We start from the raw sequence: 24,456 nt of genomic DNA, 5'->3' as shown, positions 1-24,456 counted from the left end.
CAGGACTATCATAACGCATCGCAGCTAGATGGGAACCGAAATTGGGAGGTATTGCGTTGTTTCATCATATTACCGTGTTGAAAGAAGAATCGGTAGAAGGCTTGCGAATACGTCCTGACGGCATTTATGTCGACTGTACGCTAGGAGGAGCTGGACACAGCGAGCGAATTGTTTCTCAGCTGTCATCTGCCGGAAGACTAATTGCGCTGGATCAGGACGATTGGGCGTTGGATAATGCGAAGGTTCGTCTTGCGTCTTATTTGGATCGGGTAACGCTTGTCAAAACCAACTTCCGCCATTTGGAGGAAGCATTGATTCAAGCGGGTGTGCCGCAGGTTGATGGAGTTCCGCAAGTGGATGGGATCCTATTCGATCTTGGCGTATCATCGCCTCAGCTTGATGAAGGAGAGCGCGGATTCAGCTATAACCATGACGCGCCGCTGGATATGCGTATGGATCAGAATGGCGAATTGACAGCTTACGATATTATCAATGGCTGGTCAGAAGCCGATATCGCGAAAATTCTATATCAATACGGAGAAGAGAAATTCTCGAAGCGGATTGCCAGAGAAATTGGGGCAGCTCGTGCTAAGCAGCCCATTCAGACAACCGGAGAACTCGCAGAGCTGGTGAAGGCAGGTATTCCTGCTGCTGCAAGACGAACAGGCGGACATCCTGCGAAGCGAAGCTTCCAGGCGCTACGAATTGCTGTTAATGACGAGCTTGGCGCTTTTGAAGATGCCTTGCATCAAGCGGTACGCTGCTTGAAGCCGGAAGGAAGAGTGGCTGTAATTACGTTCCACTCGCTGGAAGATCGGATCTGTAAGCATATTATGAATGAGTATGTTGGAAGATGCACCTGTCCACCGGGTTTGCCAATGTGTGCATGTGGCCACAAAAGTGTATTGTCGTTAGTGAATCGCAAACCAATTGCTCCGAATGATAACGAGTTGGCAGACAACCCGCGGTCGCGTTCGGCTAAGTTGCGTGTTGCTCAAAAATTGGGATGAGGGGGAGCAGATAAATGGCCTATGTGCGCGGCAACCTGGCGATGCGTCCAGAGAGACAGACACAACAGAAGCCTCGATATCGTCAAACGAAGAAGAAGGTAACCCGGAAATCTACTCTACCTACTCGAGAGAAGCTGCTTTATTTGGGCACAATCGGTTTCTGCGCGGGCGTAGCTCTGTTCATTATTAGTGGGTATGCCAATATTTACAACATGAATCTGAAGGTTCAAGAAACGAAACGGGCAACGGTTGCACTGACGAATGAAGTGTCGGAGCTAACGGTGGAGAAGGAGAAGCTGTCCGATTGGAATCGGATTGAACGCGAAGCAAGAAAGAATGGTTTGCGCTTCCCTGAGACATTATCTGAAATTGAAGTATACAAACAACAAGTAGGAAACGATTAAACGAGGGATGAAGATGGTCAAACGAATTAAGTTGCGCACGTTGACGATCGGGGGCTTATTCACCCTCTTTTTTATTGTCATTATTGGGAGACTGTTTTGGTATCAAGTTATTAATCAGCCATTTTGGATGGCGGAAGCCAAGCAGTCTTGGGCTGTGAAGAAGGAGATTACCCCAGTTCGAGGCACGATATATGACATGAATGGTGAAGTGCTTGCAATGGATGCACCTGCATACACAGTAGCGGTCGGCCCTAAGATCATTCAGGAACTGCGCACCTCGAAGAAGTTAGTTGAGAAGAATATTGATGTAGAGCGGCTTATCGTAGAAAAACTGAGCGTCATACTGAAGAAACCTGAGAACGAATTGTATGAGCTCGTCCGTAAGAAGAAAGACAAGGATGAGTTCTATGCGCAGGTAGAAGTTCGCAGTGAAGGCTGGAAGGTGAACGATGAGACTGCACAGAAGCTGAGAGACTTCACAGAAGAGTTGAAGAAGACGACAGAATTGAGAGATGTCGGACTCTACCTCTTGCCTGAGGTGAAGCGCTTCTACGCGAAAGAATCATTGGCGTCGCATGTGCTAGGTTATACAGATAAGCAGGGCAATCCGATCGGCGGAATTGAGAAGCTGTATGACGAGCAGCTGCGCGGAGCGGCAGGGATGCTCCAATATGAGAAAGATCGGATGGGGAATAAGCTGCCGAAGGCTTCGGAAGTATACAAGCCATCTAAGGATGGAGACAACATATACCTCACTATCGATCGTAATATTCAGCAATATATTCAAGATGCAATGCGTGAGGTGTACAATAAATACTCTCCTCATAGTATGACGGTAATAGCAGCAGATCCGAAGACCGGCGATATATTGGGGCTTGCGAATATGCCGGATTTCAATCCGAATTCATATTGGAATGCCAAGGACATTGCAGCTTTTTACAATCATGCGGTGCAGTCTCGATATGAGCCGGGTTCAACATTCAAAATTGTTACACTGGCTGCGGCTGTGCAGGAAGGCATCTTTGATCCGAATGCGAAATTTGTCTCTGGTCGGATCTATGCGGGAGGACGTCCCATCCATGACGTTAACCGAGATGGATGGGGAACAATTACGTACTTGGAGGGTCTCAAGCGTTCCAGTAACGTTGCCTTCGTTAAGCTTGGATTTGAGCAATTGAAGGAAGAGCGCTTGAAGATGTACATCGAGAAATTTGGCTTTGGCAAACCGACAGGCATTGAACTTCCCGGAGAGAATAGTGGTCTTATCCGATTTGAATATCCGGCAGACGTGGCTGCGGCTTCGTATGGACATGGTAAGGTACTGGTAACGCCTATCCAGCAAATTATGGCCGTTGCAGCTGTAGCCAATGGCGGCAAGCTTATGAAGCCGCATATTGTTCGGAAGGTTCATGATCCCGTTACAGGTGAAGTGACCGAGCGCAAGCCAGAGGTAGTGCGTCAGGTCATTGAACCAGGCGTTGCTAAACAGGTAAGCGAATATTTGGAACAGGTTGTGGCGGATCAGCAGATTGGTACAGGTAAAAATGCATACATCGAAGGATATCGCGTTGCCGGCAAGACTGGTACAGCATTGAAGGTCATTAATGGTGATTATGCCTCGACTCGTGCGATGGTATCTTTCGTCGGCTATGCTCCTGTTGAGGATCCGCGTATTGTACTTCTGGTTGTTGTGGATGATCCGCAGGATTATTGGGAAGGTGGAGGCTTTGTAGCGCCGCTCATGTTCAAGAAGATCGTATCGCAGTCGCTGCGTTACATGGGTGTTCCTTCTTCGATCTCCGGACAAGACAAGGACAATGAGAAGAAGACGGGGGCGCCAATAACCGTGAAAGCACCTGATATTCAGGGCTTGAAGCCTTACGATGCCAAACAGCGTTTGGCTGAGCAAGGCATCGTCTTCGAGACGGTTGGAGCAGGGGAGAAAGTGAAGCGTCAATATCCGGCGCCAGGCGAGCCATTGGCAATTGGCCAACGGATATACCTGCTTACTGACGAGCCTGATAAGCTGCCTTTGCCGAACTTTAAGGGCAAATCGCTGCGTGATGTCATGGAGATCACCTCCATGCTCGGTTGGGAAGTTCGAGTTGATGGAGAAGGCTACGTTACCGAACAAAAAGAAACCAATGAAAATGGGGCGCGTATCGTTCATATTAAATTGGAGCCGAAACATCCGTAAGGTGTGAGATAGAGAAGGAAAAAAGTGGTCTTGTGTAGGCTTGCGGATCATCCTCTTGAAGCTTGTTCTATCCGCTGGTTGTCCCGAATAGGTTGTTTATGAACCGATGTCGGACGAGGGAGGGTATATATGAAGGTTACAGGGGTGACGATCCGTAAGAGGTTAATCGTTGGAATGGTGCTCATATCGATTGGATTTATCGCGCTCATTGTCCGCTTGGCGTATGTGCAGCTGTGGGAGGGCAAAGAACTGGCGAATCTGGCAGAAGATTCGTGGCGGAGGGAGATTCCCATTTCCCAGAAGCGCGGTGAGATACTGGATCGCAAAGGCGAAAGAATCGCCTACAATATCAGTTCTCCAACGATATGGGCTATTCCTGTGCAAATTGAAGACCAGAAAGCCACTGCAGCACAAATAGCACCTCTCCTTGGGATGAAAACGGAAGTTGTAGAGCGCATGATTGCGAAAGGGCAGTCTGTGAAGCAGATTAAGGGCGGCGGTCGTAAAATATCGCTTGAAACAGCGGAAAAAGTGCGGGAGTTGAACTTGCCGGGGATCGTCGTGGCAGAGGATAATAAAAGATATTATCCTTATGGCGATTTGGCGGCTCATATACTCGGCTTCACCGGTATAGACAATCAAGGGTTGACAGGTATTGAACAGAGGTATGATTCTGCATTAACCGGCTTGCGAGGGAACATCGCTTATTTGTCTGATGCAAGCGGCAATCAGATGCCGAATTCCTCAGAAAAGTACATCGTTCCTCGAGATGGATTAAATTTGCAATTGACGATTGACAAGCAGATACAGACAATTATGGAGCGGGAACTTGATCGTGCGATGGAGGAATTGAAGCCGAATCAGGCGCTGGCGATTGCCATGGATCCGAATACGGGTGAAATTTTGGCAATGGCAAGCAAGCCAAGCTACGATCCGGCTCATTACAAGGACTTCCCCTCTGATGTATATGATCGCAACCTGCCCATTTGGATGACTTATGAGCCGGGTTCTACGTTCAAGATCATCACGCTTGCTGCTGCGATACAGGAGGGCAAGGTTGATCTGTACAATGAACATTTTTTTGACCCTGGACGTGTAGAAGTCGGTGGAGCGAAGCTGCGCTGCTGGAAACGCGGGGGTCATGGCAGTCAGACCTTCTTGGAAGTCGTCCAAAATTCGTGCAATCCGGGCTTTGTTGCACTTGGTAATCGACTGGGTAAAGAGACATTGTTCGATTACATACGCAACTTTGGTTTCGGACAGAAGACAGGCATTGACCTGAGTGGAGAAGCAAGCGGGATTTTGTTCAAGCTGAGCCGGGTAGGCCCTGTTGAGCTTGCCACTACTGCGTTCGGACAAGGGGTATCTGTCACGCCTATTCAGCAAATTACGGCAGTGTCAGCGGCCATCAATGGAGGCAAGCTGTTCAAGCCTCATGTGGCGAAGTCATTCATTCAGCCGGAGACAGGGATGGTTGTTGAAGATATTAAGCCGGAATTGGTCAGACAAGTCATCAGTCCAGAGACCTCAAGCAAGGTGCGTGATGCTCTTGAACATGTGGTTGCTCAAGGCACGGGGAGAAATGCTTTTATCGATGGTTATCGCGTTGGTGGCAAAACAGGTACCGCACAGAAGGTTATCAATGGCAGATATTCGCCGAACGAGCATATTGTATCGTTCGTTGGCTTCGCACCTGCTGATGACCCGAAGGTTGTTATCTATACAGCAGTTGATAATCCGCAAGGCATACAATTCGGTGGTCTTGTAGCCGCACCGATTGTGAAGCGGATTATGGAAGATACGCTCCATTATATGGGCGTTGAACCGCGGAAGGAACAAGTTTCTCGCAAGTATCGTTTCGATGAGACGCCGGTTGTTGTCGTTCCTAACTTAGTAGGGAAGACCTTGACTGATATCTACGAAGATATGAATATGAATTTTCAATTAGCCAAATCCGGTACGGGCAACACCATTATTCATCAGGCGCCTAAGCCCGGAACCCGTGTAGATCGAGGATCTACGATTCGAATCTATATGGGAGAAGAGAAAGAGACGGAGGAATAATTCATGCAACAGATGCAATTGGCTGAAGCTTGCTCACGAATGCTGACAGCGAAGTGCAAGGGAGACGAACATACAGTCGTAACAGGACTCGCGATGGATTCACGCCATGTGGCGCAGGGGGATCTGTTCTTCTGTATTTCTGGTACGGCCGAAGACGGTCATCGTTATGCAGAGCAGGCGGTTCAAGCTGGTGCAGCTGCGCTTGTGGTAGAACGTGAATTGGAACTGCCAGTTCCTCAATTGATTGTGAAGAGTGCTAGACATGCACTTGCAGTACTGTCAGATGCGTTCTATGGTTCACCTAGCCGCAGTATGAATCTAATTGGCATTACGGGAACGAACGGTAAGACAACAACCACGTATTTGATTGAAAAAATCTTGAATGATGCGAAACGAAATGCAGGTGTCATCGGAACGATTCAAATGCGTTATGCAGGCAAGGTGTTCCCAATGTCGCGTACAACTCCGAATGCCTTCGAACTGCAAAAGTCGCTTCATGACATGGTGAACGAGGGTGTAGATGCCGTGGCTATGGAGGTATCTTCCCACGCACTCGTACAGGGACGTGTACAAGGCTGCCGTTTCCGTACGGCTGTCTTCACGAACTTAACACAAGATCATCTGGACTATCACGAGACGATGGAAGCATATCGTGAAGCCAAAGGCCTGTTGTTCTCACGGCTAGGCAATATATTCTCTGACGCTGAGGAAGATCGCTCCTATGCGGTGCTCAACGCAGATGACCCGGCTTCTGAATACTTCGCAAGCATGACAACCGCTGAGACGATCATGTATGGCATGACAGAGCAGGCGGATGTTCGTGCCGAGAATATTCGGATTACGGCAAAAGGAACGAGCTTCACAGTTCATACATTCAGAGGCTCGGCAGACATTCAGCTGCGCATGGTTGGTAAGTTCAATGTATACAATGCATTAGCAGCGATTGCCGTAGGACTCATTGAAGGCATCGAACTGGATGCGATTCGTGTGAGCCTTGAAAGTGTTGCTGGAGTTGACGGGCGTGTAGAAGCTGTTGAGGCAGGACAATCCTTTGCCGTGATCGTGGACTACGCGCATACACCGGATGGACTGGAGAATGTGCTGCAGACGGTGAAGGAGTTCGCTGAAGGACGTGTCATCAGTGTATTTGGCTGTGGTGGAGACCGAGATCGTACGAAGCGTCCGCTGATGGCCAAAATCTCGGCGAAATACGCGGATTATTCCATCGTAACTTCCGATAACCCTCGTACGGAAGACCCTGATTTGATTATTAAGGATATTGTAGCGGGCCTTCATGAAGTGAACTTGGATCCAAGCCGTTATGAATGCATCGTTGATCGCCGTGCTGCCATCACGAAAGCTATTGAAATGGCAAGCCCGCACGATGTAGTATTGATTGCGGGGAAAGGCCATGAAACTTACCAAATCATCGGCAAGGAAACATTTGACTTCGATGACCGCTTGGTGGCCAAAGAAGCGATAAGGGGCAAAGTTCAGTGATTGAAACGACGTTACGAGAAGTAGCGGACTTGTGTGGAGGGACACTCTCTGATCCCTCCTATGGAGACCGCACGGTAAAAGGGGTTAGCACGAACTCGCGCAAGATCGATTCTGGTGTATTGTTCGTGCCGCTTCAAGGGGAACGATTCGACGGACATCTGTATGTGGATCAAGCCTTGAAGGATGGGGCAGCGGCTGCGATGTGGCAGTCCAATCATGATGATATGCCGCAAGGCTATCCGCTCATTATGGTGGACAATACATTAGAGGCGCTTCAGCGGCTGGCACAAGCTTATTTAGCCCAGCAGGAGGTTAGGGTTGTAGCCATTACAGGTAGCAATGGCAAGACGACCACGAAGGATATGATTGCTTCTGTTCTTGCGGAACGTTATCGTGTTCACAAGACGGATGGCAATTTCAATAATCATATTGGCCTTCCGTTAACGATATTGTCCATGCCGAAAGATACGGAAATTGCAGTTCTCGAAATGGGGATGAGCGGAAGAGGTGAAATTGAACTTCTGTCTTCCATCGCTCAGCCTGACGCAGCAGTCATTACAAATATCGGGGAAGCGCATCTGCTGCAGCTTGGTTCCCGGGAAGAGATTGCGCGTGCTAAGCTAGAAATTACTAGCGGACTACGAGAAAATGGAGTGCTCATCTGTCATGGAGACGAACCACTCGTTGACATGGCACTTTCAGAAGAAGCGACGAAGCGGCCTGAGCATATGTCAGTTATTCGCTTCGGTGCAGGTATGCAATGTGATGTTCGACCAGAGCATATCGATCTTCATGAGGCGGGGACAACATTCACAGTTGCGGCATCAGGCAGTCAGAAGGCGTTGACTGTCGAGCTTCCGCTCTTAGGCAAGCACAATGTCATTAACGCGTTGGCTGCTATTGCAATAGGCCGTTTGTTCGGTCTGGCTGACGAGCAGATTGCGCATGGTCTTGGCAATGCACAAATAAGCGGGATGCGATTTGAACGGACGATTACGTCTGGCGGATGGGTGTTGTTAAATGATGCCTATAATGCAAGTCCGACTGCGACGAAGGCGGCGCTTGACGTGCTTGCTGGACTGCAGGGCGGCAAGCGGATTGCGATTCTCGGCGATATGCTAGAGCTAGGCCCTGATGAGGCGAGGCTCCACTATGAAGTAGGAGCATCCATACGCCCGGGCAGCTTGGATCTATTGCTCACGTATGGCGAACTGGGCCGTGAAATTGGAACGGGTGCCCTGCAACATTTTGCAGAGAACGCCGTTTATTCATTTGATGATAAGGCAGCATTGAAGGCTTGCCTGCTGCAGCATGTTCAGGCGGGCGATACCGTGCTTGTGAAGGCATCCAGAGGAATGAAACTAGAAGAAGTTGTTAATGAATGGACTAGTGTCCATCATTAATGGGTTGTGTAACGGGAGGTGTAAGGATTGGACTTCAAGTTGATGTTAATGACAATCGGTGTATCTTTTCTCCTAGCCGTCATATTGGGCCCGTTAACGATACCGCTTCTTCGTAGGTTGAAGTTTGGTCAGCAGGTTCGTGACGATGGTCCGAAGGCTCATTTGAAAAAAGCAGGAACGCCAACGATGGGTGGCGCAATTATCTTACTTGCGTTTGCTCTCTCTTTCCTTAAATTTTCGGTGATGGATACCGATTTCTATGTGCTGCTTATCGCAACACTTGGATTTGGCTTAATTGGATTTTTAGATGACTATATTAAAATTATTTTTAAACGTTCGCTCGGTTTAACTGCAAAGCAGAAGCTGATTGGACAGCTCATTTGTTCAGGACTCATTTGCTTCCTGTTGTGGCAGTCCGGTCACAGTACAGTTATTTCGATACCAGGGACGTCTCTAGGGCTTGATTTCGGATGGTTCTACTATCCGTTCATCGTCCTGATGATGCTTGCCGTGAGCAACGCGGTCAACTTCACAGATGGCTTGGATGGCTTGCTTGCCGGTACAAGTGCGATTGCCTTCTCGGCATTTGCAATCATCGCGATGCAGGCATCGGAAATATCGGCTGCGGTCAGCGCAGCAGCTATGGTTGGCGCAGTACTCGGGTTCCTCGTGTTCAATGCGCATCCAGCTAAGGTATTCATGGGCGACACAGGCTCGCTCGGGATTGGTGGAGCCATTGCAGCGGTAGCGATTCTAACGAAGACAGAACTGCTCATCATTATTATTGGCGGTATCTTCGTCATTGAAATGCTGTCGGTAATTATTCAGGTCGTATCCTTCAAGACACGCGGCAAGCGCGTGTTCAAGATGAGCCCGATCCATCATCACTTTGAACTGTGCGGATGGTCGGAATGGCGAGTAGTTATTACGTTCTGGCTTGCGGGAATCGTATTGGCCGGACTTGGATTATGGATCAACAAGGGGATGTAACGAATGAATCACCCAGAAACGTATCAAGGGAAGCGCGTCGTCGTACTTGGCTTAGCCAAGAGCGGCGTCAGCGCAGCGCAATTGTTCCACAAGTTCGGTGCGATTGTCACCGTCAATGATAAGAAGGATCGCGACAAGTGCCCCGAAGCTTCGGTATTAGAAGCTTTGGGCATTTGTGTTGTATGCGGGCATCATCCAGATAACTTGATCGATGAGCAGGTAGCGCTTGTAGTCAAAAATCCGGGAATCCCCTATACGGCTCCTCCAGTAGCCCGTGCTGTGGAACTCGGCATCGAGGTCGTAACGGAGGTAGAGGTTGCGTATCAGCTGAGTCCAGCTCCGATTATCGGGATTACGGGAAGCAATGGGAAGACGACAACGACAACATGGGTAGGCAAGACGTTGGAAGCTGCAGGAATGAAGCCGATTGTTGCAGGCAACATAGGCACTCCGCTTTGTCAGGCGGCTCAGGATGCGAATGAGGACAATACACTGGTTGTGGAACTCAGCAGCTTCCAGTTGAAGGGGACAAGCGCTTTTCGCCCTCACATTGCATGCTTGCTTAACATTGCTGAGACACATCTTGACTATCATGGCTCGATGGAGGATTACGTCAATTCGAAGGCACGATTATTCGCCAATATGGGAAGCGAAGATATTGCGGTGCTGAACGCAGATGATGAGACTTGCTGTAGTCTTGCATCCGATATTCAAGCGACGAAGTGGTGGGTATCTTCGATGAAGCGCGTGGAGCGCGGCGTATTCGTAGAGCCATCCTATGAGGTTGAGGCGAAGGAAGAGGAGCGAATGATCGTCTATGCAGATGGCACAGGCCAAATGCATCGGATTCTTTCTGTCGTGGAACTCGGCATTCCAGGAAGATATAACGTGGACAACGCCTTGGCAGCGTGTGCCATTTCGATTGCTGCGGGTGCAGAGCCTTCAGCACTTGCAGAGCCTCTGCGTTCGTTCCAAGGGGTAGAGCATCGTCTTGAATTCGTATGCGAGCAGGACGGTGTGAAGTACTACAATAACTCCAAGGCTACGAATACGAAGGCTACTCTGATGGCATTGGGCGCATTTGAACGCAATATTATTCTTATTGCGGGTGGACTTGACCGAGGGCTGGACTTCCATGAGCTGATCCCCATTATGGGAGAGCGAGTGAAGGCAGTTGTTACGATGGGCCAAACGCGTCACATTATGAAACAAGTTGCCGAGAAGGCAGGTTTAACGGATATATCTGTCGTCGACAATGTAGATCATGCAGCCGACGCAGTGAAGGAAGCTGTCGATATGGCGCACGCTTATGCGAAGCCAGGCGATATCATTCTCTTGTCACCAGCATGTGCAAGCTGGGACATGTTCCCGTCTTATGAAGATCGGGGACGCATGTTTAAAGCGGCGGTGCATAGTCTGTAGTAGGGGGGTGTTCAAGCCCCTACATTGTCCTAATAGAGGTGTACCGCATGGTCAAAGCACGCACTGCGCCCGATTTGTGGCTAATCGTCTCGGTACTGTCCCTGCTATCGATCGGTATGATTATGGTATACAGCGCCGGTGCTGTTCTCGCCTTCCGGGAATATGGAGATTCGTTCTACTTCGTTAAGCGTCAATTGCTGTTTGCTCTGCTGGGGATTGCTGCGATGTTCGTTACGATGAATACGGACTATCGCGTATGGAAGCGATATGCGAAGATTGGACTTCTTATTTGCTTCGTGCTCCTGATTGTTGTTCTCATTCCGGGAATCGGCAATGTTCGGGGTGGGGCGCGAAGCTGGCTAGGCATCGGTTCGTTTGGCATACAGCCGTCCGAGTTTATGAAGCTCGGGATGATTCTGTTCATGGCCAAAATGCTCTCCGAGGAGCAAACGAGCATTACGAGCTTTACAAAGGGGTTGCTGCCGCCGCTTGCGATTATGGGAACGGCGTTCGGACTTATCATGCTGCAGCCGGATCTCGGTACAGGAACGGTCATGGTTGGTGCGGTGCTGCTTGTTATTTTTGTGGCGGGAGCTCAAATGAAGCATTTGCTGTCGCTTGCTGCAGTTGGGGTAGCTGGGTTCGTTGGACTCGTGCTCGCTGCGCCCTATCGGCTTCTGCGGATTACCGCATTTCTTGATCCTTGGCAGGATCCGCTGGGGGCTGGATACCAATCGATTCAGTCGTTATTTGCTATAGGGCCAGGCGGTCTTATGGGACTTGGCCTCGGTGCAAGCCGCCAGAAATACAGCTATGTGCCTGAGCCGCAAACTGATTTTATCTTCTCGATTTTAGCAGAGGAACTAGGATTTTTAGGTGCAGTTACGGTTTTGATTTTATTTCTTATCTTAGTGTGGCGAGGTATGCGAACTGCTCTGACGGCGCCTGATAAATTCGGCAGCCTGCTGGCGGCAGGCATTGTTGGAATTGTGGCAGTTCAAGTGATCATCAATATTGGTGTCGTAATTGGACTCATGCCAGTTACGGGAATAACGCTTCCATTAATTAGTTATGGTGGCTCGTCGCTGACCTTAATGCTGACTGCACTAGGAATTTTACTGAATATATCACGTTATGCGAGGTGAAAGTCATGCGCGTCGTGCTCAGCGGTGGCGGGACAGGTGGACATATCTACCCGGCAGTTGCCATTGCAAGGGAATGCGAGAAGCAGTATCCCGGCAGCGCTTTTTTATATATCGGAACAGAGAAGGGATTGGAGAGCCGTCTCGTTCCTGAAGAGGGCTTGGATTTTCGGGCGATTGAAATTACAGGATTTCGCCGCAAGCTTTCAATGGAAAACTTCAAGACGATCATGCGTTTCATTCGCGGTGTAGGCAAGGCCAAAGAAATGCTGCGAGAATTCAAGCCTGATGTAGTCGTTGGAACGGGTGGATATGTGTGCGGTCCCGTTGTATACGCTGCAGCGAAGCTTGGAATTCCGACCGTCATTCATGAACAGAATGTGATTCCAGGCTTGACGAATACGTTTCTAAGCCGATATACGAGTACAGTTGCGGTTAGCTTCGAGCAATCTGCTCCGTATTTCAAGAAAGCAAAAAACGTAGTCTATTGTGGGAATCCGCGAGCAACGGCAGTGATGGAAGCGGAGAAAGCACGCGGCTTCGCGACTCTCGGATTGCCGAGCGACAGCCGAATTGTCCTTATCGTAGGCGGTAGCCGAGGTGCAAAGGCAGTGAACGAAGCGATGATCGGCATGGTGCCATTACTGAAGCAATTGCCGGATGTACACTTCGTGTATGTGACGGGGCAGAACTATTATGAAAATACACGGAAGGCTGTGCTGCAGACGAGTGATGCAGTTCGCAATCATCTGCATGTCCTGCCTTACATCAGCAACATGCCTGAAGTGCTTGCGGCAACAACGCTCGCTGTCAGTCGAGCGGGAGCTTCTTCACTTGCAGAGATGACTGCTCTCGGAATTCCTTCCATCTTGATCCCGTCGCCAAATGTGACGAACAATCACCAGGAAGCGAATGCGCGCTCCTTGCAGGATGAGGGAGCAGCCATTATGATTACCGAGAAAGAACTGTCGACAGAAGCTTTGTTCGGCCATATCAAGTCGTTGATGACTGATGAAGCGAAGCGAAAAAACATGTCTGACGCTGCCAAGTCTTTTGGACAGCCAGACGCAGCTGCAAGAGTAGTAGCTGAATTACAACGATTATCGGGCAAGTAAGCTTGCCCGATTTTTTTGTGCCTAATTTACGAGCTTAAGGGGTTTGATGCAGCTATTGTCCTGAAATTGTCAGGACGTCATATAGTAGAAGAATCGGGAATGGGCTCCTGTCACACAACGTTTCGCCCGAACATAATATACTCTATACATCGTGACAGATTCCCCCAGACCGCTGCCTCGTCGTACACTCTTCAAGATTGCACGGCTTGTGAATATGAACCTAAGTATAGCTGGCGGCAGCTCACAATCCTTGTGAGATGGTGTGGCGTGGCTTTGCCACGGAAGCGAGGAAGGCAAATTGGTATGCTGGAGCGACCCTCCATTCATGAAGATGGAGCTATCCACACACAGTGTAGAGCTGTCGAGGCTTGAATATGCTGAGCGCATTCATGAACGGTCTGAAGCGCCGTATCCATGAGTGCAGGAGCGAAGGGGTCGGATGTGTCACGAATAATTGATACTGCTGAGATTGAACTGGGATAGGGAAATTGGTGAGTGAAATGACGGAACCTGTGCATTTTTCGCATACGGCCCTCTGCGCTGCTTAACAGGTTTGTCGGAAATGCGACGCTAAGCTCTTCAGCATAGGGGATGCCAATTTCATTGTTATCACCGGTCAAGCAACAGCGTCAGACGTGCTTGCCCTTATAGCGTGCATTCAACAGATGATACAAGAGATACAATCATGCAGCGTTGGTGCCGAAAATCGAGTAGTGGGTGAGCGGTAATCTCGGAGGTGACACATTGGACAAATTGGTGATTGAGGGTGGAAGGCCTCTATCTGGTACGATTCGTATCCAAGGAGCTAAAAATGCCGCTTTACCAATTATGGCAGCCTCGATTCTAACCGATGGCATCGTTAGGCTAGAGAACGTTCCGCAATTGCTAGACATCGAGGTCATGCAGCACATTATGCGAAGTCTGGGCTGCAGGACGATCCAAGATGGAGGGACGGTCTCCATTGATACGTCAGGCGCCCATTCCACGCATGTGCCGGAGGATTTGATGCGCCAGATGCGTTCTTCTATTTTCTTGATGGGGCCGCTGCTTGCAAGGTTTAAGGAGGTTCACATCTATCAGCCAGGTGGCTGTGCAATCGGTGAGAGGAAGATTGATCTGCATCTGCGTGGACTGCAGTCATTAGGCGCAGAGCTGGAGCATTGCGGCAATCGAATCACATGCCGTGCAGAACGGCTCATTGGGACAGATATTCATCTTGATTTTCCAAGTGTTGGTGCTACGGAGAATGTGATGATGGCAGCCGTTCTCGCAGAAGGAACGAGTGTTATAACGAATGCAGCAAGAGAACCGGAAATTGTTGACTTGCAGCATTTTCTGAACAGCATGGGTGCACAGGTGTCAGGAGCCGGTACAGACACAATTGTCGTTGAAGGCGTTACGAAGCTAAGAGGAAGCCAATATGAAGTGATGCCTGATCGCATTGTAGCGGGTACGCTCATGATAGCCGCTGCGGCAACCCGAGGAGCAGTAACGCTGACCAATGCGCATGCGAGCCACTTGACTTCGCTAATCCATATCCTGCGCCGCGCCGGTGTTCAGATCGCAACGAGTGATGGTATAATCAACGTAACTAGCTTTGGTAGAGCGAAGGCTGTAGAGCGAATTGTAACGTCGCCATATCCTGCGTTCCCGACTGATTTGCAATCTCAGCTGATGGTGTTACTGTCACTTGCTGATGGGGTAAGTGTGATGAAGGAGACGGTATTTGAAGGCCGTTTCCGGCATGTCGAGGAACTCGCCAGAATGGGAGCAGATATTCGGGTTGATCTGAGTAATGCATTTATCAAAGGTGTGCCAGAATTGTATGGTTCGACAGTCGAGGCAACCGACCTGCGCGCAGGAGCGGCGCTCGTTATTGCTGGGCTTGCCGCAAGCGGTCGTACCGTCGTAGAGAATGTTCATCACATTGATCGCGGATACGATAGTATCGAGCATATGTTTACTAGGCTCGGCGCGAAGATTGAACGAATCACGTCTGTGCCTAAGCTTGATATTGCCAACGGATAATGCAATAATTTATACTCGGTCCCCTTCTTTGATACGGAAGGGGACTGTAGTAATTCTCGTATTGATGTTTCTAGTTACTTTGAAATGTGTATTGATAGAAGGGGATGAATCCAGTGTCATTGAGAACGATACCCCCGCTGCCTGATAAGCCGGTGAGGAAGAAACGGATAGGTGTCAGAGTGAAATGGCTGCTCCTCTTCCTTCTAGTTGTGCTGCTTGTTGTCCTGTTCTTCAGGTCATCAATCAGTAAAATAAAAGAAGTTCGCTGGATTGGGAATCACCTCGTCAGTTATGAACAATTAAGCAGCAGCAGTGGTGTGAAGCCGGGTGAACCGTATTTCGGAACGAGTGAAAGTTCTGTTGCGGAACGAATCAAGGCGGAGTTCCCATTTGTCAAATCGGTTCAAGTGGACAAGCAGTTCCCAAGTGTCATTGAAATTTATATTCAAGAATATGCTCCAGTTGCTTATGAGTTGACGGAAGATGGGAGCATCCAAGCATGCTTGGAGAATGGTGCGGTGATCTCGCTGAAGGACAAGCAGAAGCTTGTACTGGAGAAGCCGGTTCTTACACAGTGGGAAGGTCAAGCCGAATTGAAGACCGAGCTAAGCAAGGCACTTGCGGCTACGCCAAGAGGGCTGCTGGCTGATATTTCGGAGATCCGCTACTACCCGTCCTCTTCTTATCCTGATCGGATTAAGATGTATACACGTTCTGGGTTCGAAGTGGTTACGACTGTGCCTCTACTTCCTGATAAGATAGCTTACTTGAGCGGTGTCGTGGAATCTCAGTCTCCTGGACGGATAACGATGCTGAAGGCAGACTCGTATATTCCGTATTCCAGCCTGCCAAATGACATCGAGGCTCTCGAGGGAGCCAAAGAGGACAAGGGAGAAGCTGAAAGCTCAGAGCAGAATAAGGAAGGCACCGGCTCAGAGAATACAAATGAGAAAGTACGTGGATCTGAGCAGGAAAAAGGAGCTGACGCAGAGAATGATATAAAGGAACCTGAGAAAGGCCAAGAAACAAACAAGGAAACGGAATAAGACAATGGTTCATCCATGAATGAGCAAAATATGGAGAGATAAAAAAACTCTACTCAATAAACGGAAAAAATGCTAGAATAAAACTTATGGGTATTTCCGTTCTCTCCTTCTTTTTTCTTCACGTTTTTAAGAAAGAAGACGGTTACTGCTTATATGGAAGGAATTTGTCTTCAAAAAATTTGTAGAAAAAAGAGGGAATGACTAAACTTTGTTGAATACATACAAAGTGTCCGGGGATACAAACATACCAATTGATTGGGAACTAGGAGGTGCCACGGGTTGAGCAGCAATGACATCATTGTGAGTTTGGACATCGGTACATCCAAAGTGCGCGCTATCATCGGGGAAATTAACAACGGAACGCTGCAAATTATCGGCGTTGGATCTGCTGACTCAGAAGGTATTCGCAAAGGTGCGATTGTAGATATTGATCAGACTGTCCAGTCAATTCGTAATGCGGTAGAGCATGCGGAGCGAATGGTCGGCATTGAAATTACGGAAGTGTACGTAGGCATATCAGGCAATCATATCGGCTTGCAATCCAGCCATGGAGTTGTCGCGGTATCGAATGAAGACCGTGAGATTGGCGAAGAGGATATTGAGCGTGTGCTCAAAGCAGCAGAAGTTATTGCTTTGCCACCAGAACGTGAAATCATCGACGTGGTTGCAAAGCAATATGTTGTTGATGGACTGGAGGATATTCATGATCCTCGAGGCATGATAGGTGTTCGCTTGGAAGTCGATGCCACGATTATAACTGGGGCGAAGACAGCTGTACATAACTTGTTGCGTTGTGTGGAGAAGGCTGGCTTGCATGTCAAGGATCTAATATTAATGTCTCTTGCCGGAGGGCAGTTGGCATTGTCTAAAGATGAGAAGATGATGGGCTCCGTCCTTGTAGATGTCGGTGCAGGTGCTACAACTATTGCTGTGTTCCAAGATGGAACGCTTGCTGCTACGTCTACATTGCCTATTGGCGGGGACTTCGTTACGAACGATATCGCATATGGTCTTCGAACCATGTCTGACCATGCAGAGAAAGTAAAGCTGAAGTTCGGCTGTGCATGGATTGAGGACGCGCTAGAGGATCATGTGTTCAAAGTAACGCGTATCGGCAGCAATGTGGAGAAGGAATTCAATCAAGTATTCCTTGCCAACATCATCGAACCGCGTATGGAAGAAATATTCCAGCTTGTCAAAAATGAAGTGAAGCGACTAGGCTTCACGGAGCTGCCAGGTGGGTATATTCTGTCTGGAGGCACAGTCTCTATGCCTGGAGTTCTGAAGTCCGCCCAAGCTGCCATGCAGACTTCGGTACGAATTGCGGTACCTGACTTTATTGGTGTACGCGATCCAGGATTCGTAAGCGGTGTTGGGGTATTGCATCATGTGTTGCGCTCCGTTCGTCCACGCAGTGCAGGTGGCGCCAAGAAAGCGGCAACTCGGAAGCCAACTCCAATGGAATCATCAAACAAACCTAGCTTCATTGATCGGTTAAAAAATATGTTTAGTGAATTCATTTAATAAAAGTTGACTTCAGGCCATCGGTGCACAATGAAGAGGAGATGGAGGACTCATGTTGGAATTTGAATTTGAAATGGAACAGTTGGCCCAAATTAAAGTTATTGGTGTCGGTGGCGGCGGTAGCAACGCGGTTAACCGAATGATTGATAATGGCGTTCAGGGCGTTGAATTTATTACAGTAAATACGGATGCGCAGGCGCTTCACTTTGCGAAGTCCGAGCACAAGCTGCAGATCGGCGACAAATTGACGCGCGGTCTTGGTGCAGGTGCGAACCCAGAAGTAGGGAAGAAGGCTGCGGAAGAATCCCGCGAGTTGATCAGCAATACACTGAAAGGTGCGGACATGGTATTCGTTACTGCCGGTATGGGAGGCGGAACAGGTACTGGTGCTGCTCCTGTAATTGCTGAGATCGCGAAGGAATGCGGCGCATTGACTGTTGGTGTCGTTACGCGTCCATTCACATTCGAAGGCCGCAAGCGTTTTTCGCAAGCAGAAATCGGTATCGAAGCATTGAAGGAAAAGGTAGATACGCTTATCGTAATCCCGAATGACCGTTTGCTAGAAATCGTAGACAAGAAGACACCAATGCTGGAAGCTTTCCGCGAGGTTGATAACGTACTCCGTCAAGCTGTGCAAGGTATTTCTGACTTGATCCAGGTACCAGGTCTTATCAACTTGGACTTCGCGGACGTGAAGACGATTATGACTGAGCGTGGTTCTGCCTTGATGGGGATTGGTGTTGCGAACGGTGAGAACCGTGCTGCTGAAGCTGCACGCAAGGCGATCATGAGCCCATTGCTCGAGACTTCCATTGATGGTGCTCGTGGTGTTATCATGAACATTACAGGTGGCGCAAATCTGTCCTTGTATGAAGTCAATGAAGCAGCAGAAATCGTTACGGAAGCTTCCGATGTGGAAGTAAATATGATCTTCGGTGCGATCATCGATGAGAATATGAAGGACGATATTAAAGTTACGGTTATTGCGACAGGATTCGAGAGCAAGGCGGCTGCGCCAATTCCAGGACGTCGTCCAGCTACTGGCTCGACTAGTTCAAGCTCTGGCGAATCTCAGGAATCTCGTTCCTCGTCTACATTACGCCCGTTCGGCAATCAACCAGCGTCTGATCAGCTGGATATTCCGACGTTTTTGCGTAACCGTCCACGCAGCACAAATAACGAATAATACGTACTACTTTACTATAAGCGTTTGCCCGTTAAGGGCAGACGCTTTTTGCATTTTCCATAACTGCCTCCGACGGCGACTAGCGCTGTTATCTAATGATCCTTCCCGATGAAGATTGGAATGATCGACAAAAAAAGTGCCATTCCACACCCATCATTAGACAGACTTCGAATACATCACTCTTTATACTAATTAATAACTTCCCAATAGTTGGCGGCAGAAAAAGGAGGGAAGCGCATTGACCGTCATCTATGCCGATCTTCTATTCGGCCTAAACTTAGTATTGGATTGGACGCTGCTGCGAATGACTGCGAAGATCCGCGGAATCCCGTTTTCGCGCTGGCGGATCGTTGCCGCAGCAGGCTTGGGTACTGCGTATGCAGCAGTGCTCTTTATTCCTTCTTATCCGATCCTCTATACGTATGTTGGCAAATTACTCTTATCTATACTTATGATCATCTTGGCGTTTGGATTTCAGAATGCCGGATATTTTCTTAAAAATATTGCTGTCTTTTATTTTTCGGCCTTTGTCATTGCTGGCGGGGCATTTGGGCTGCAATATTTGCTGCAGGATGCGCGGGCTTGGACAATATCCGATCGTGCGACACAATGGATGGATGCTCATCGCACTACCTTTCAAGCTGGAATCGGCTTTCTCGTAGTAGCTCTTCCTGCCTCTTACGCATTATTCCGTCTCGTATGGCGACATAGTGCAAGACAGCAGCAGGTAGTGAAGCAGCTGGTGCAATTGGATATCTATATAGGCGATACAGTTCGACATTGTACAGGACTCGTAGATACGGGAAATCATCTGCGAGACCCACTAGGAGGAGCGCCTGTAGTAGTAACGGAGTCGAGGCTGTGGGAGGGCGTTCTGCCTTCTGAATGGTTGAAGAGGCTTCGGTCAGAGCAGCCATTTGATATGCTTCAGTCTTGGAAGGGAACAAGTGAAGACGGAGGAATGCTGGACGAATCCCGGCTGCGGCTCATCCCTTATCGTGGGGTGAATCGTGACATGCAGTGGATGATGGGACTGCGTCCGGATTCGGTTCGGATACGCACAGAGAACGAGACTTATCTATGTACGAAAGTAATTATCGGGTTGGATGGCGGGACATTGTCACATGATGGTGCCTTCCAAGCTATCGTGCATCCAGATTTGCTGCAAACTTCAGAGAATGAGTCTGCCTATCATGCTATGCCGGATTCTACTCACCGCGCTTCGTAAGCGGCCTGCTAGGATGAACATTGCTATTATTCTATCGATTATACTGATGTACCTATACGAACGACCCTGTCATCACTAAGTTGTAGGAGGATTGGCGATGCGTTTGCAATGGAAACTGAGGATGCAGCTTCACTATTATCGGCTGTTATTCTGGCTAGGACTGAAGCGGGATGAGATTTATTATATTGGCGGAAGCGAGGCTCTGCCTCCACCATTAACCAGGGAAGAAGAGGAATTTTTGCTGTCACGGCTGTCGACCGGGGAGTCAGCAGTACGAGCAATGTTGATTGAGCGTAATTTGCGTCTCGTTGTTTATATTGCGCGCAAATTTGAAAATACAGGCATCCATATTGAAGATTTGGTCTCGATTGGTGCTATTGGACTGATTAAGGCTGTTAACACCTTTGATCCAGAAAAGAAAATCAAGCTTGCTACGTACGCATCGCGCTGTATCGAAAATGAAATTTTGATGTATTTGCGACGTAACAGCAAGACAAGAACGGAAGTATCCTTCGACGAGCCGCTCAATATTGATTGGGATGGCAACGAATTGCTGTTATCGGATGTGCTCGGCACAGAGAACGATACAATTTATAAAAATATTGAAGAGCAGGTTGACCGCAAACTGCTGCACAAAGCCTTGGATAAGCTAAGTGATCGGGAACGAATGATCATGGAGCTGCGCTTCGGATTGACAGATGGAGAAGAGAAGACACAGAAGGATGTGGCCGATATGCTGGGCATATCCCAGTCGTATATTTCCCGGCTTGAGAAACGGATTATTAAGCGTTTGCGCAAAGAATTTAATAAGATGGTGTAAACGTTTCACTGCTTGAACGGGTGCGGAATACGGCTCAATCGGAACTAATCAGGCGGAGGAAACGCAGGAATAAAAAAGCACCCCGGGGAGATAATGTACATTAATGTTTCATCCCTGGGAGGTAATACGAATGACCCGAAACAAAGTCGAAATTTGCGGTGTCGATACATCGAAGTTGCCCGTCCTCACGAACGCCGAAATGAGGGAATTGTTCGTGTCATTACAGGAGCGAAATGAGCTATCGGCTCGGGAGAAGCTGGTAAACGGTAATTTGAGGCTCGTATTGAGTGTGATCCAGCGATTTAACAACCGAGGCGAATTCGTTGATGACTTATTCCAAGTTGGCTGTATTGGATTAATGAAAGCCATTGACAACTTCGACCTTGGTCAGAATGTTAAATTCTCTACATATGCGGTTCCGATGATTATCGGAGAAATTCGCAGATACTTGCGGGACAATAACCCAATCCGGGTGTCCAGAAGCTTGCGGGACATCGCGTATAAAGCATTGCAAGTGCGTGACTCCTTAACCAATCAGAATTCTCGTGAACCGACGATTCACGAAATCTCGGAGGCGTTGAATGTTCCGAAGGAAGATGTCGTGTTCGCACTTGATGCGATTCAAGATCCTGTGTCCTTGTTCGAGCCAATTTATCATGATGGCGGCGATCCGATTTATGTGATGGATCAAATTAGCGATGAGAAGAATAAGGACGTGTCATGGATCGAAGAGATCGTGCTGCGTGAGGCAATGCGGAAGTTGAACGAACGTGAGAAGATGATTTTATCGATGCGTTTTTTCGAAGGCAAAACCCAAATGGAAGTTGCAGACGAGATTGGCATTTCACAAGCGCAAGTATCTAGGCTAGAGAAATCCGCAATCAATCAGATGCAGAAGCATGTTCGCACGTAAATACCTAGTTTGAACAGATAAGCCGTCCGCGGTTATGCGGCGGCTTTTTTTTATGTCTGTCAGGGCATTTTGCCCAATGCATTCATATACTAAGGTATGTACGCTGGCTACGGTCAAATTCCTGGTGGAATGGTGATTGCGATGAAAATTTCTGATTTTCAAACGAAGGATGTAATCAACATTATCGACGGCAAGAAATTAGGTCAAGTAAGCGATGTAGAGCTCGATATGAAACAGGGAAGAATTGAATCCATCGTTGTTCCCAATTACAGTAAGTTCATGGGGTTGTTCGGTGGCGGAAGCGAGTTGATCATTCCTTGGCGAAATATTGTGAAGATCGGCGCTGATGTCGTTCTGGTGAAAATGGAGGAAATGAAGCAGGCGCGAACTGAAGAATATGACAGCACTGCCTTTGTACAGAAACAATAGGCTTCACCGTACGGTTTGTGGTAAACTGTACGGTGAGGTGATTATCGTCATGGAACCATTTCAATTACAGAAGCCTGAGGCAGCAGAAGGGCCTGTCCTATTGAATGTCAAGAAATGGACAGAGGCTTATCCAGAGTTGACGGCTGGTTTCACAACAAGAAATGGCGGCGTGAGCAGTGAGCATTTTAACTCATTGAATTGTGCGCTGCATGTACACGATAATGAGGCAGATGTCATCCATAATCGCGAGCTTGTCGCCAAAGCGTGCGGCATGCCATTTGAAGCATGGACATGTGGTGAGCAGGTGCATGGAAGTCATGTTCATGTCGTTACAGAGGAAGAACGAGGAAAAGGAAGGCTGAATCGTGAAGATGCGATTCAAAATACGGATTCTTTGGTTACTGATGTTACGGGAGTTCTATTGACTTCATTTTATGCCGACTGTGTTCCATTGATGTTCTTAGATCCGATCCAGCGCGTGGTCGGTCTTGCACATGCAGGGTGGAAAGGAACCGTCAGCAATATTGGCGCTGCAACGGTACATAAGATGCAGGAGCAGTTTGGCTGCCGTATTGAGCATATTCAAGCAGCGATTGGACCATCGATTGGCTCCTGCTGCTATGAGGTGGACGAGCGCGTAATTGGCGAAGTGCGGCGTGTGCTCGCAGGCGATCCACAAGCGGAGCAAGTTCAGAATGATATCATCCGTCCGACAACATCTGGGCATGCTATGCTTGATTTGCGTGAATTGAATCGACATTTGTTGATCCAAGCAGGAATTTTGGCAACAAATATCGAATGTACTACACTGTGCACCGGCTGCAATATAGATATGTTCTATTCCCACCGAATGGAGGGCGGGACGACCGGTCGCATGATGAGTTGGATTGGCTGGAAGAAGGGATGACAGAATGACGCTGCAGCAACGAATCGAAGCTATAGGGCGGAACATTCGCTGCTTCATCCAGGTGAATATCTAGGGTGAGGAATCCAAGCATGGATTAGAACCGGAACAAGCCGCGGCATTTGTGGAGCAATTGCGCGCGTTTCCTCATATTGAGCCGATTGGACTAATGACGATGGCTCCATACGAAGCTGAACCGGAACAGACGAGACCCGTATTTCGCAGATTACGGCATATTACGTGAGTTGCGAGACGAATTTGGATCATCGTTGTCCATATCATTGCCGCACTTATCGATGGGGATGCCCAATGATTTTGAAGTCGCTGTGGAAGAGAGGGCGACATGGCTGAGATTTGGATCCGTCCTAGTTGGGAAGGAAGGGGAAACGTAATGGGTGTAATGAACCGATTTATGAATTTTCTAGGACTTCAAGAAGAAGAAGAAATCATTGAGCGTGAGAAAGTAGTAACGGATATGAACGAGCAAGAGGTAGAAGCGCCGAATTTTGACCAGCGCAAATCCTCTAAGGCTGCTAATGTAGTGAGCATACACTCACAGAAGTCCTCCAAGATGGTGCTATATGAGCCGCGTTCTTATGATGAGGCCCAAGAGATTGCGGATCACTTGCGTTCACGTCGCTCGGTTATCGTGAATTTGCAAAGAGTTCGGAAGGATCAAGCTTTTCGGATTATTGATTTCTTGAGTGGCACGGTCTATGCATTAAGCGGAAACATATCCAAGGTTGGTGGAAATATATTCGTGTGTACCCCCGAGCAGGTTGAAATTCAAGGTTCCATCACAGAAATCCTACACGACGATTACGAAAACATGCAAACGAGGTGACCTTGTTGGAGTATCAGATTGCTGAATACGTGTATTACCTGTTCAACATATACAGATGGTTAATTATTGTTTATATTTTGATGTCTTGGGTACCTAATGTACGCGAGAGCTTTATCGGCGAGATTCTAGGCAAGATTGTTGAGCCTTATTTGGCTCCGTTCCGCCGTATTATTCCGCCAATCGGCGGAATGCTGGACATTTCCCCAATCGTGGCATTGTTCACGCTTGAGTTCGTGTACAGAGGTGTAATTGCTGTACTTCAGTATTTTATTTAGCAATAGGTGAGT

At 48.4% G+C, this 24,456-nt stretch carries 21 protein-coding genes and 1 pseudogene; all 22 read left to right on the top strand.

Annotated features, from left to right (window positions below):
* The first annotated feature begins 56 nt into the window (after positions 1–56).
* The 22 genes and pseudogenes from rsmH (at position 57) to RQP50_RS11915 (ending at position 24,444) form a co-directional block, all read left to right on the top strand.
* A complete protein-coding gene (gene rsmH, locus RQP50_RS12020) occupies positions 57–1,010 on the top strand; it encodes a 16S rRNA (cytosine(1402)-N(4))-methyltransferase RsmH (RefSeq protein WP_138184891.1) in 954 nt (317 codons plus the stop codon).
* A 14-nt stretch (positions 1,011–1,024) separates the two neighbouring features.
* Positions 1,025–1,414 carry a cell division protein FtsL gene (ftsL2, locus tag RQP50_RS12015; protein ID WP_065290514.1) on the top strand — a complete coding sequence of 130 codons (390 nt, stop codon included), beginning with the start codon at positions 1,025–1,027 and terminating at the stop codon, positions 1,412–1,414.
* Positions 1,415–1,427: 13 nt separating this feature from the next.
* Positions 1,428–3,611 (top strand): penicillin-binding transpeptidase domain-containing protein, encoded by a 2,184-nt coding sequence (locus RQP50_RS12010; protein WP_315745613.1) that lies wholly within the window; start codon positions 1,428–1,430, stop codon positions 3,609–3,611.
* Between the two features lie 129 nt (positions 3,612–3,740).
* Positions 3,741–5,675, top strand: a complete 1,935-nt coding sequence (locus tag RQP50_RS12005) for a stage V sporulation protein D (protein ID WP_065290516.1) — start codon at positions 3,741–3,743, stop codon at positions 5,673–5,675.
* Positions 5,676–5,687: 12 nt separating this feature from the next.
* Positions 5,688–7,175 carry a UDP-N-acetylmuramoyl-L-alanyl-D-glutamate--2,6-diaminopimelate ligase gene (locus tag RQP50_RS12000; protein ID WP_394358394.1) on the top strand — a complete coding sequence of 496 codons (1,488 nt, stop codon included), beginning with the start codon at positions 5,688–5,690 and terminating at the stop codon, positions 7,173–7,175.
* A complete protein-coding gene (locus RQP50_RS11995) occupies positions 7,172–8,578 on the top strand; it encodes a UDP-N-acetylmuramoyl-tripeptide--D-alanyl-D-alanine ligase (RefSeq protein WP_315745611.1) in 1,407 nt (468 codons plus the stop codon). The genes RQP50_RS12000 and RQP50_RS11995 overlap by 4 nt, the downstream gene beginning before the upstream one ends.
* Before the next feature lie 27 nt (positions 8,579–8,605).
* Positions 8,606–9,568 (top strand): phospho-N-acetylmuramoyl-pentapeptide-transferase, encoded by a 963-nt coding sequence (mraY, locus tag RQP50_RS11990; protein ID WP_021256756.1) that lies wholly within the window; start codon positions 8,606–8,608, stop codon positions 9,566–9,568.
* A 3-nt stretch (positions 9,569–9,571) separates the two neighbouring features.
* Positions 9,572–10,990, top strand: a complete 1,419-nt coding sequence (murD, locus tag RQP50_RS11985) for a UDP-N-acetylmuramoyl-L-alanine--D-glutamate ligase (RefSeq protein WP_072728871.1) — start codon at positions 9,572–9,574, stop codon at positions 10,988–10,990.
* A 47-nt stretch (positions 10,991–11,037) separates the two neighbouring features.
* Positions 11,038–12,135 carry a stage V sporulation protein E gene (spoVE, locus tag RQP50_RS11980; protein ID WP_021256754.1) on the top strand — a complete coding sequence of 366 codons (1,098 nt, stop codon included), beginning with the start codon at positions 11,038–11,040 and terminating at the stop codon, positions 12,133–12,135.
* A 5-nt stretch (positions 12,136–12,140) separates the two neighbouring features.
* The gene (gene murG / locus RQP50_RS11975) at positions 12,141–13,247 is read left to right on the top strand and encodes an undecaprenyldiphospho-muramoylpentapeptide beta-N-acetylglucosaminyltransferase (protein WP_065292690.1); all 1,107 of its coding nucleotides are present in this window, start codon (positions 12,141–12,143) and stop codon (positions 13,245–13,247) included.
* A 744-nt stretch (positions 13,248–13,991) separates the two neighbouring features.
* Positions 13,992–15,275 (top strand): UDP-N-acetylglucosamine 1-carboxyvinyltransferase, encoded by a 1,284-nt coding sequence (gene murA, locus RQP50_RS11970; RefSeq protein ID WP_065292689.1) that lies wholly within the window; start codon positions 13,992–13,994, stop codon positions 15,273–15,275.
* A 113-nt stretch (positions 15,276–15,388) separates the two neighbouring features.
* Positions 15,389–16,321: a cell division protein FtsQ/DivIB gene (locus RQP50_RS11965; protein ID WP_072728870.1), complete on the top strand. Its 933-nt coding sequence runs from the start codon at positions 15,389–15,391 to the stop codon at positions 16,319–16,321.
* 279 nt (positions 16,322–16,600) lie between these two features.
* Entirely contained in the window at positions 16,601–17,845 is a 1,245-nt protein-coding gene (gene ftsA, locus RQP50_RS11960) for a cell division protein FtsA (RefSeq protein ID WP_021256750.1), read from the top strand.
* 52 nt (positions 17,846–17,897) lie between these two features.
* Positions 17,898–19,031, top strand: coding sequence for a cell division protein FtsZ (gene ftsZ / locus RQP50_RS11955; protein WP_315745610.1), 1,134 nt, complete (start codon positions 17,898–17,900; stop codon positions 19,029–19,031).
* Positions 19,032–19,269: 238 nt separating this feature from the next.
* Positions 19,270–20,259, top strand: a complete 990-nt coding sequence (spoIIGA, locus tag RQP50_RS11950; protein WP_072728868.1) for a sigma-E processing peptidase SpoIIGA — start codon at positions 19,270–19,272, stop codon at positions 20,257–20,259.
* Between the two features lie 97 nt (positions 20,260–20,356).
* Entirely contained in the window at positions 20,357–21,079 is a 723-nt protein-coding gene (gene sigE, locus RQP50_RS11945) for an RNA polymerase sporulation sigma factor SigE (RefSeq protein WP_028531271.1), read from the top strand.
* Positions 21,080–21,209: 130 nt separating this feature from the next.
* On the top strand, positions 21,210–21,992 hold the full coding sequence (gene sigG, locus RQP50_RS11940) for an RNA polymerase sporulation sigma factor SigG (protein WP_005548072.1): 783 nt from the start codon (positions 21,210–21,212) through the stop codon (positions 21,990–21,992).
* A gap of 141 nt (positions 21,993–22,133) precedes the next feature.
* Entirely contained in the window at positions 22,134–22,421 is a 288-nt protein-coding gene (locus RQP50_RS11935; RefSeq protein ID WP_036592529.1) for a YlmC/YmxH family sporulation protein, read from the top strand.
* A 49-nt stretch (positions 22,422–22,470) separates the two neighbouring features.
* On the top strand, positions 22,471–23,328 hold the full coding sequence (pgeF, locus tag RQP50_RS11930; RefSeq protein WP_072728867.1) for a peptidoglycan editing factor PgeF: 858 nt from the start codon (positions 22,471–22,473) through the stop codon (positions 23,326–23,328).
* Positions 23,327–23,717 (top strand): annotated as a pseudogene (locus tag RQP50_RS11925) (alanine racemase); the annotation flags it as partial. The gene pgeF and the pseudogene RQP50_RS11925, both read left to right, overlap by 2 nt.
* Complete coding sequence (locus RQP50_RS11920; protein WP_021256744.1) at positions 23,717–24,169, top strand: cell division protein SepF; 453 nt, start codon at positions 23,717–23,719, stop codon at positions 24,167–24,169. The pseudogene RQP50_RS11925 and the gene RQP50_RS11920, both read left to right, overlap by 1 nt.
* Before the next feature lie 2 nt (positions 24,170–24,171).
* Entirely contained in the window at positions 24,172–24,444 is a 273-nt protein-coding gene (locus RQP50_RS11915) for a YggT family protein (RefSeq protein WP_036592436.1), read from the top strand.
* Positions 24,445–24,456: the final 12 nt, after the last annotated feature.

Origin of the sequence: Paenibacillus suaedae (genome assembly GCF_032337355.1) — a bacterium.
GTDB classification, from domain to species: domain Bacteria; phylum Bacillota; class Bacilli; order Paenibacillales; family Paenibacillaceae; genus Paenibacillus_B; species Paenibacillus_B suaedae.
Note: the sequence above shows the minus strand (reverse complement) of the source record. Positions and strands in the feature narration are given on the sequence as shown.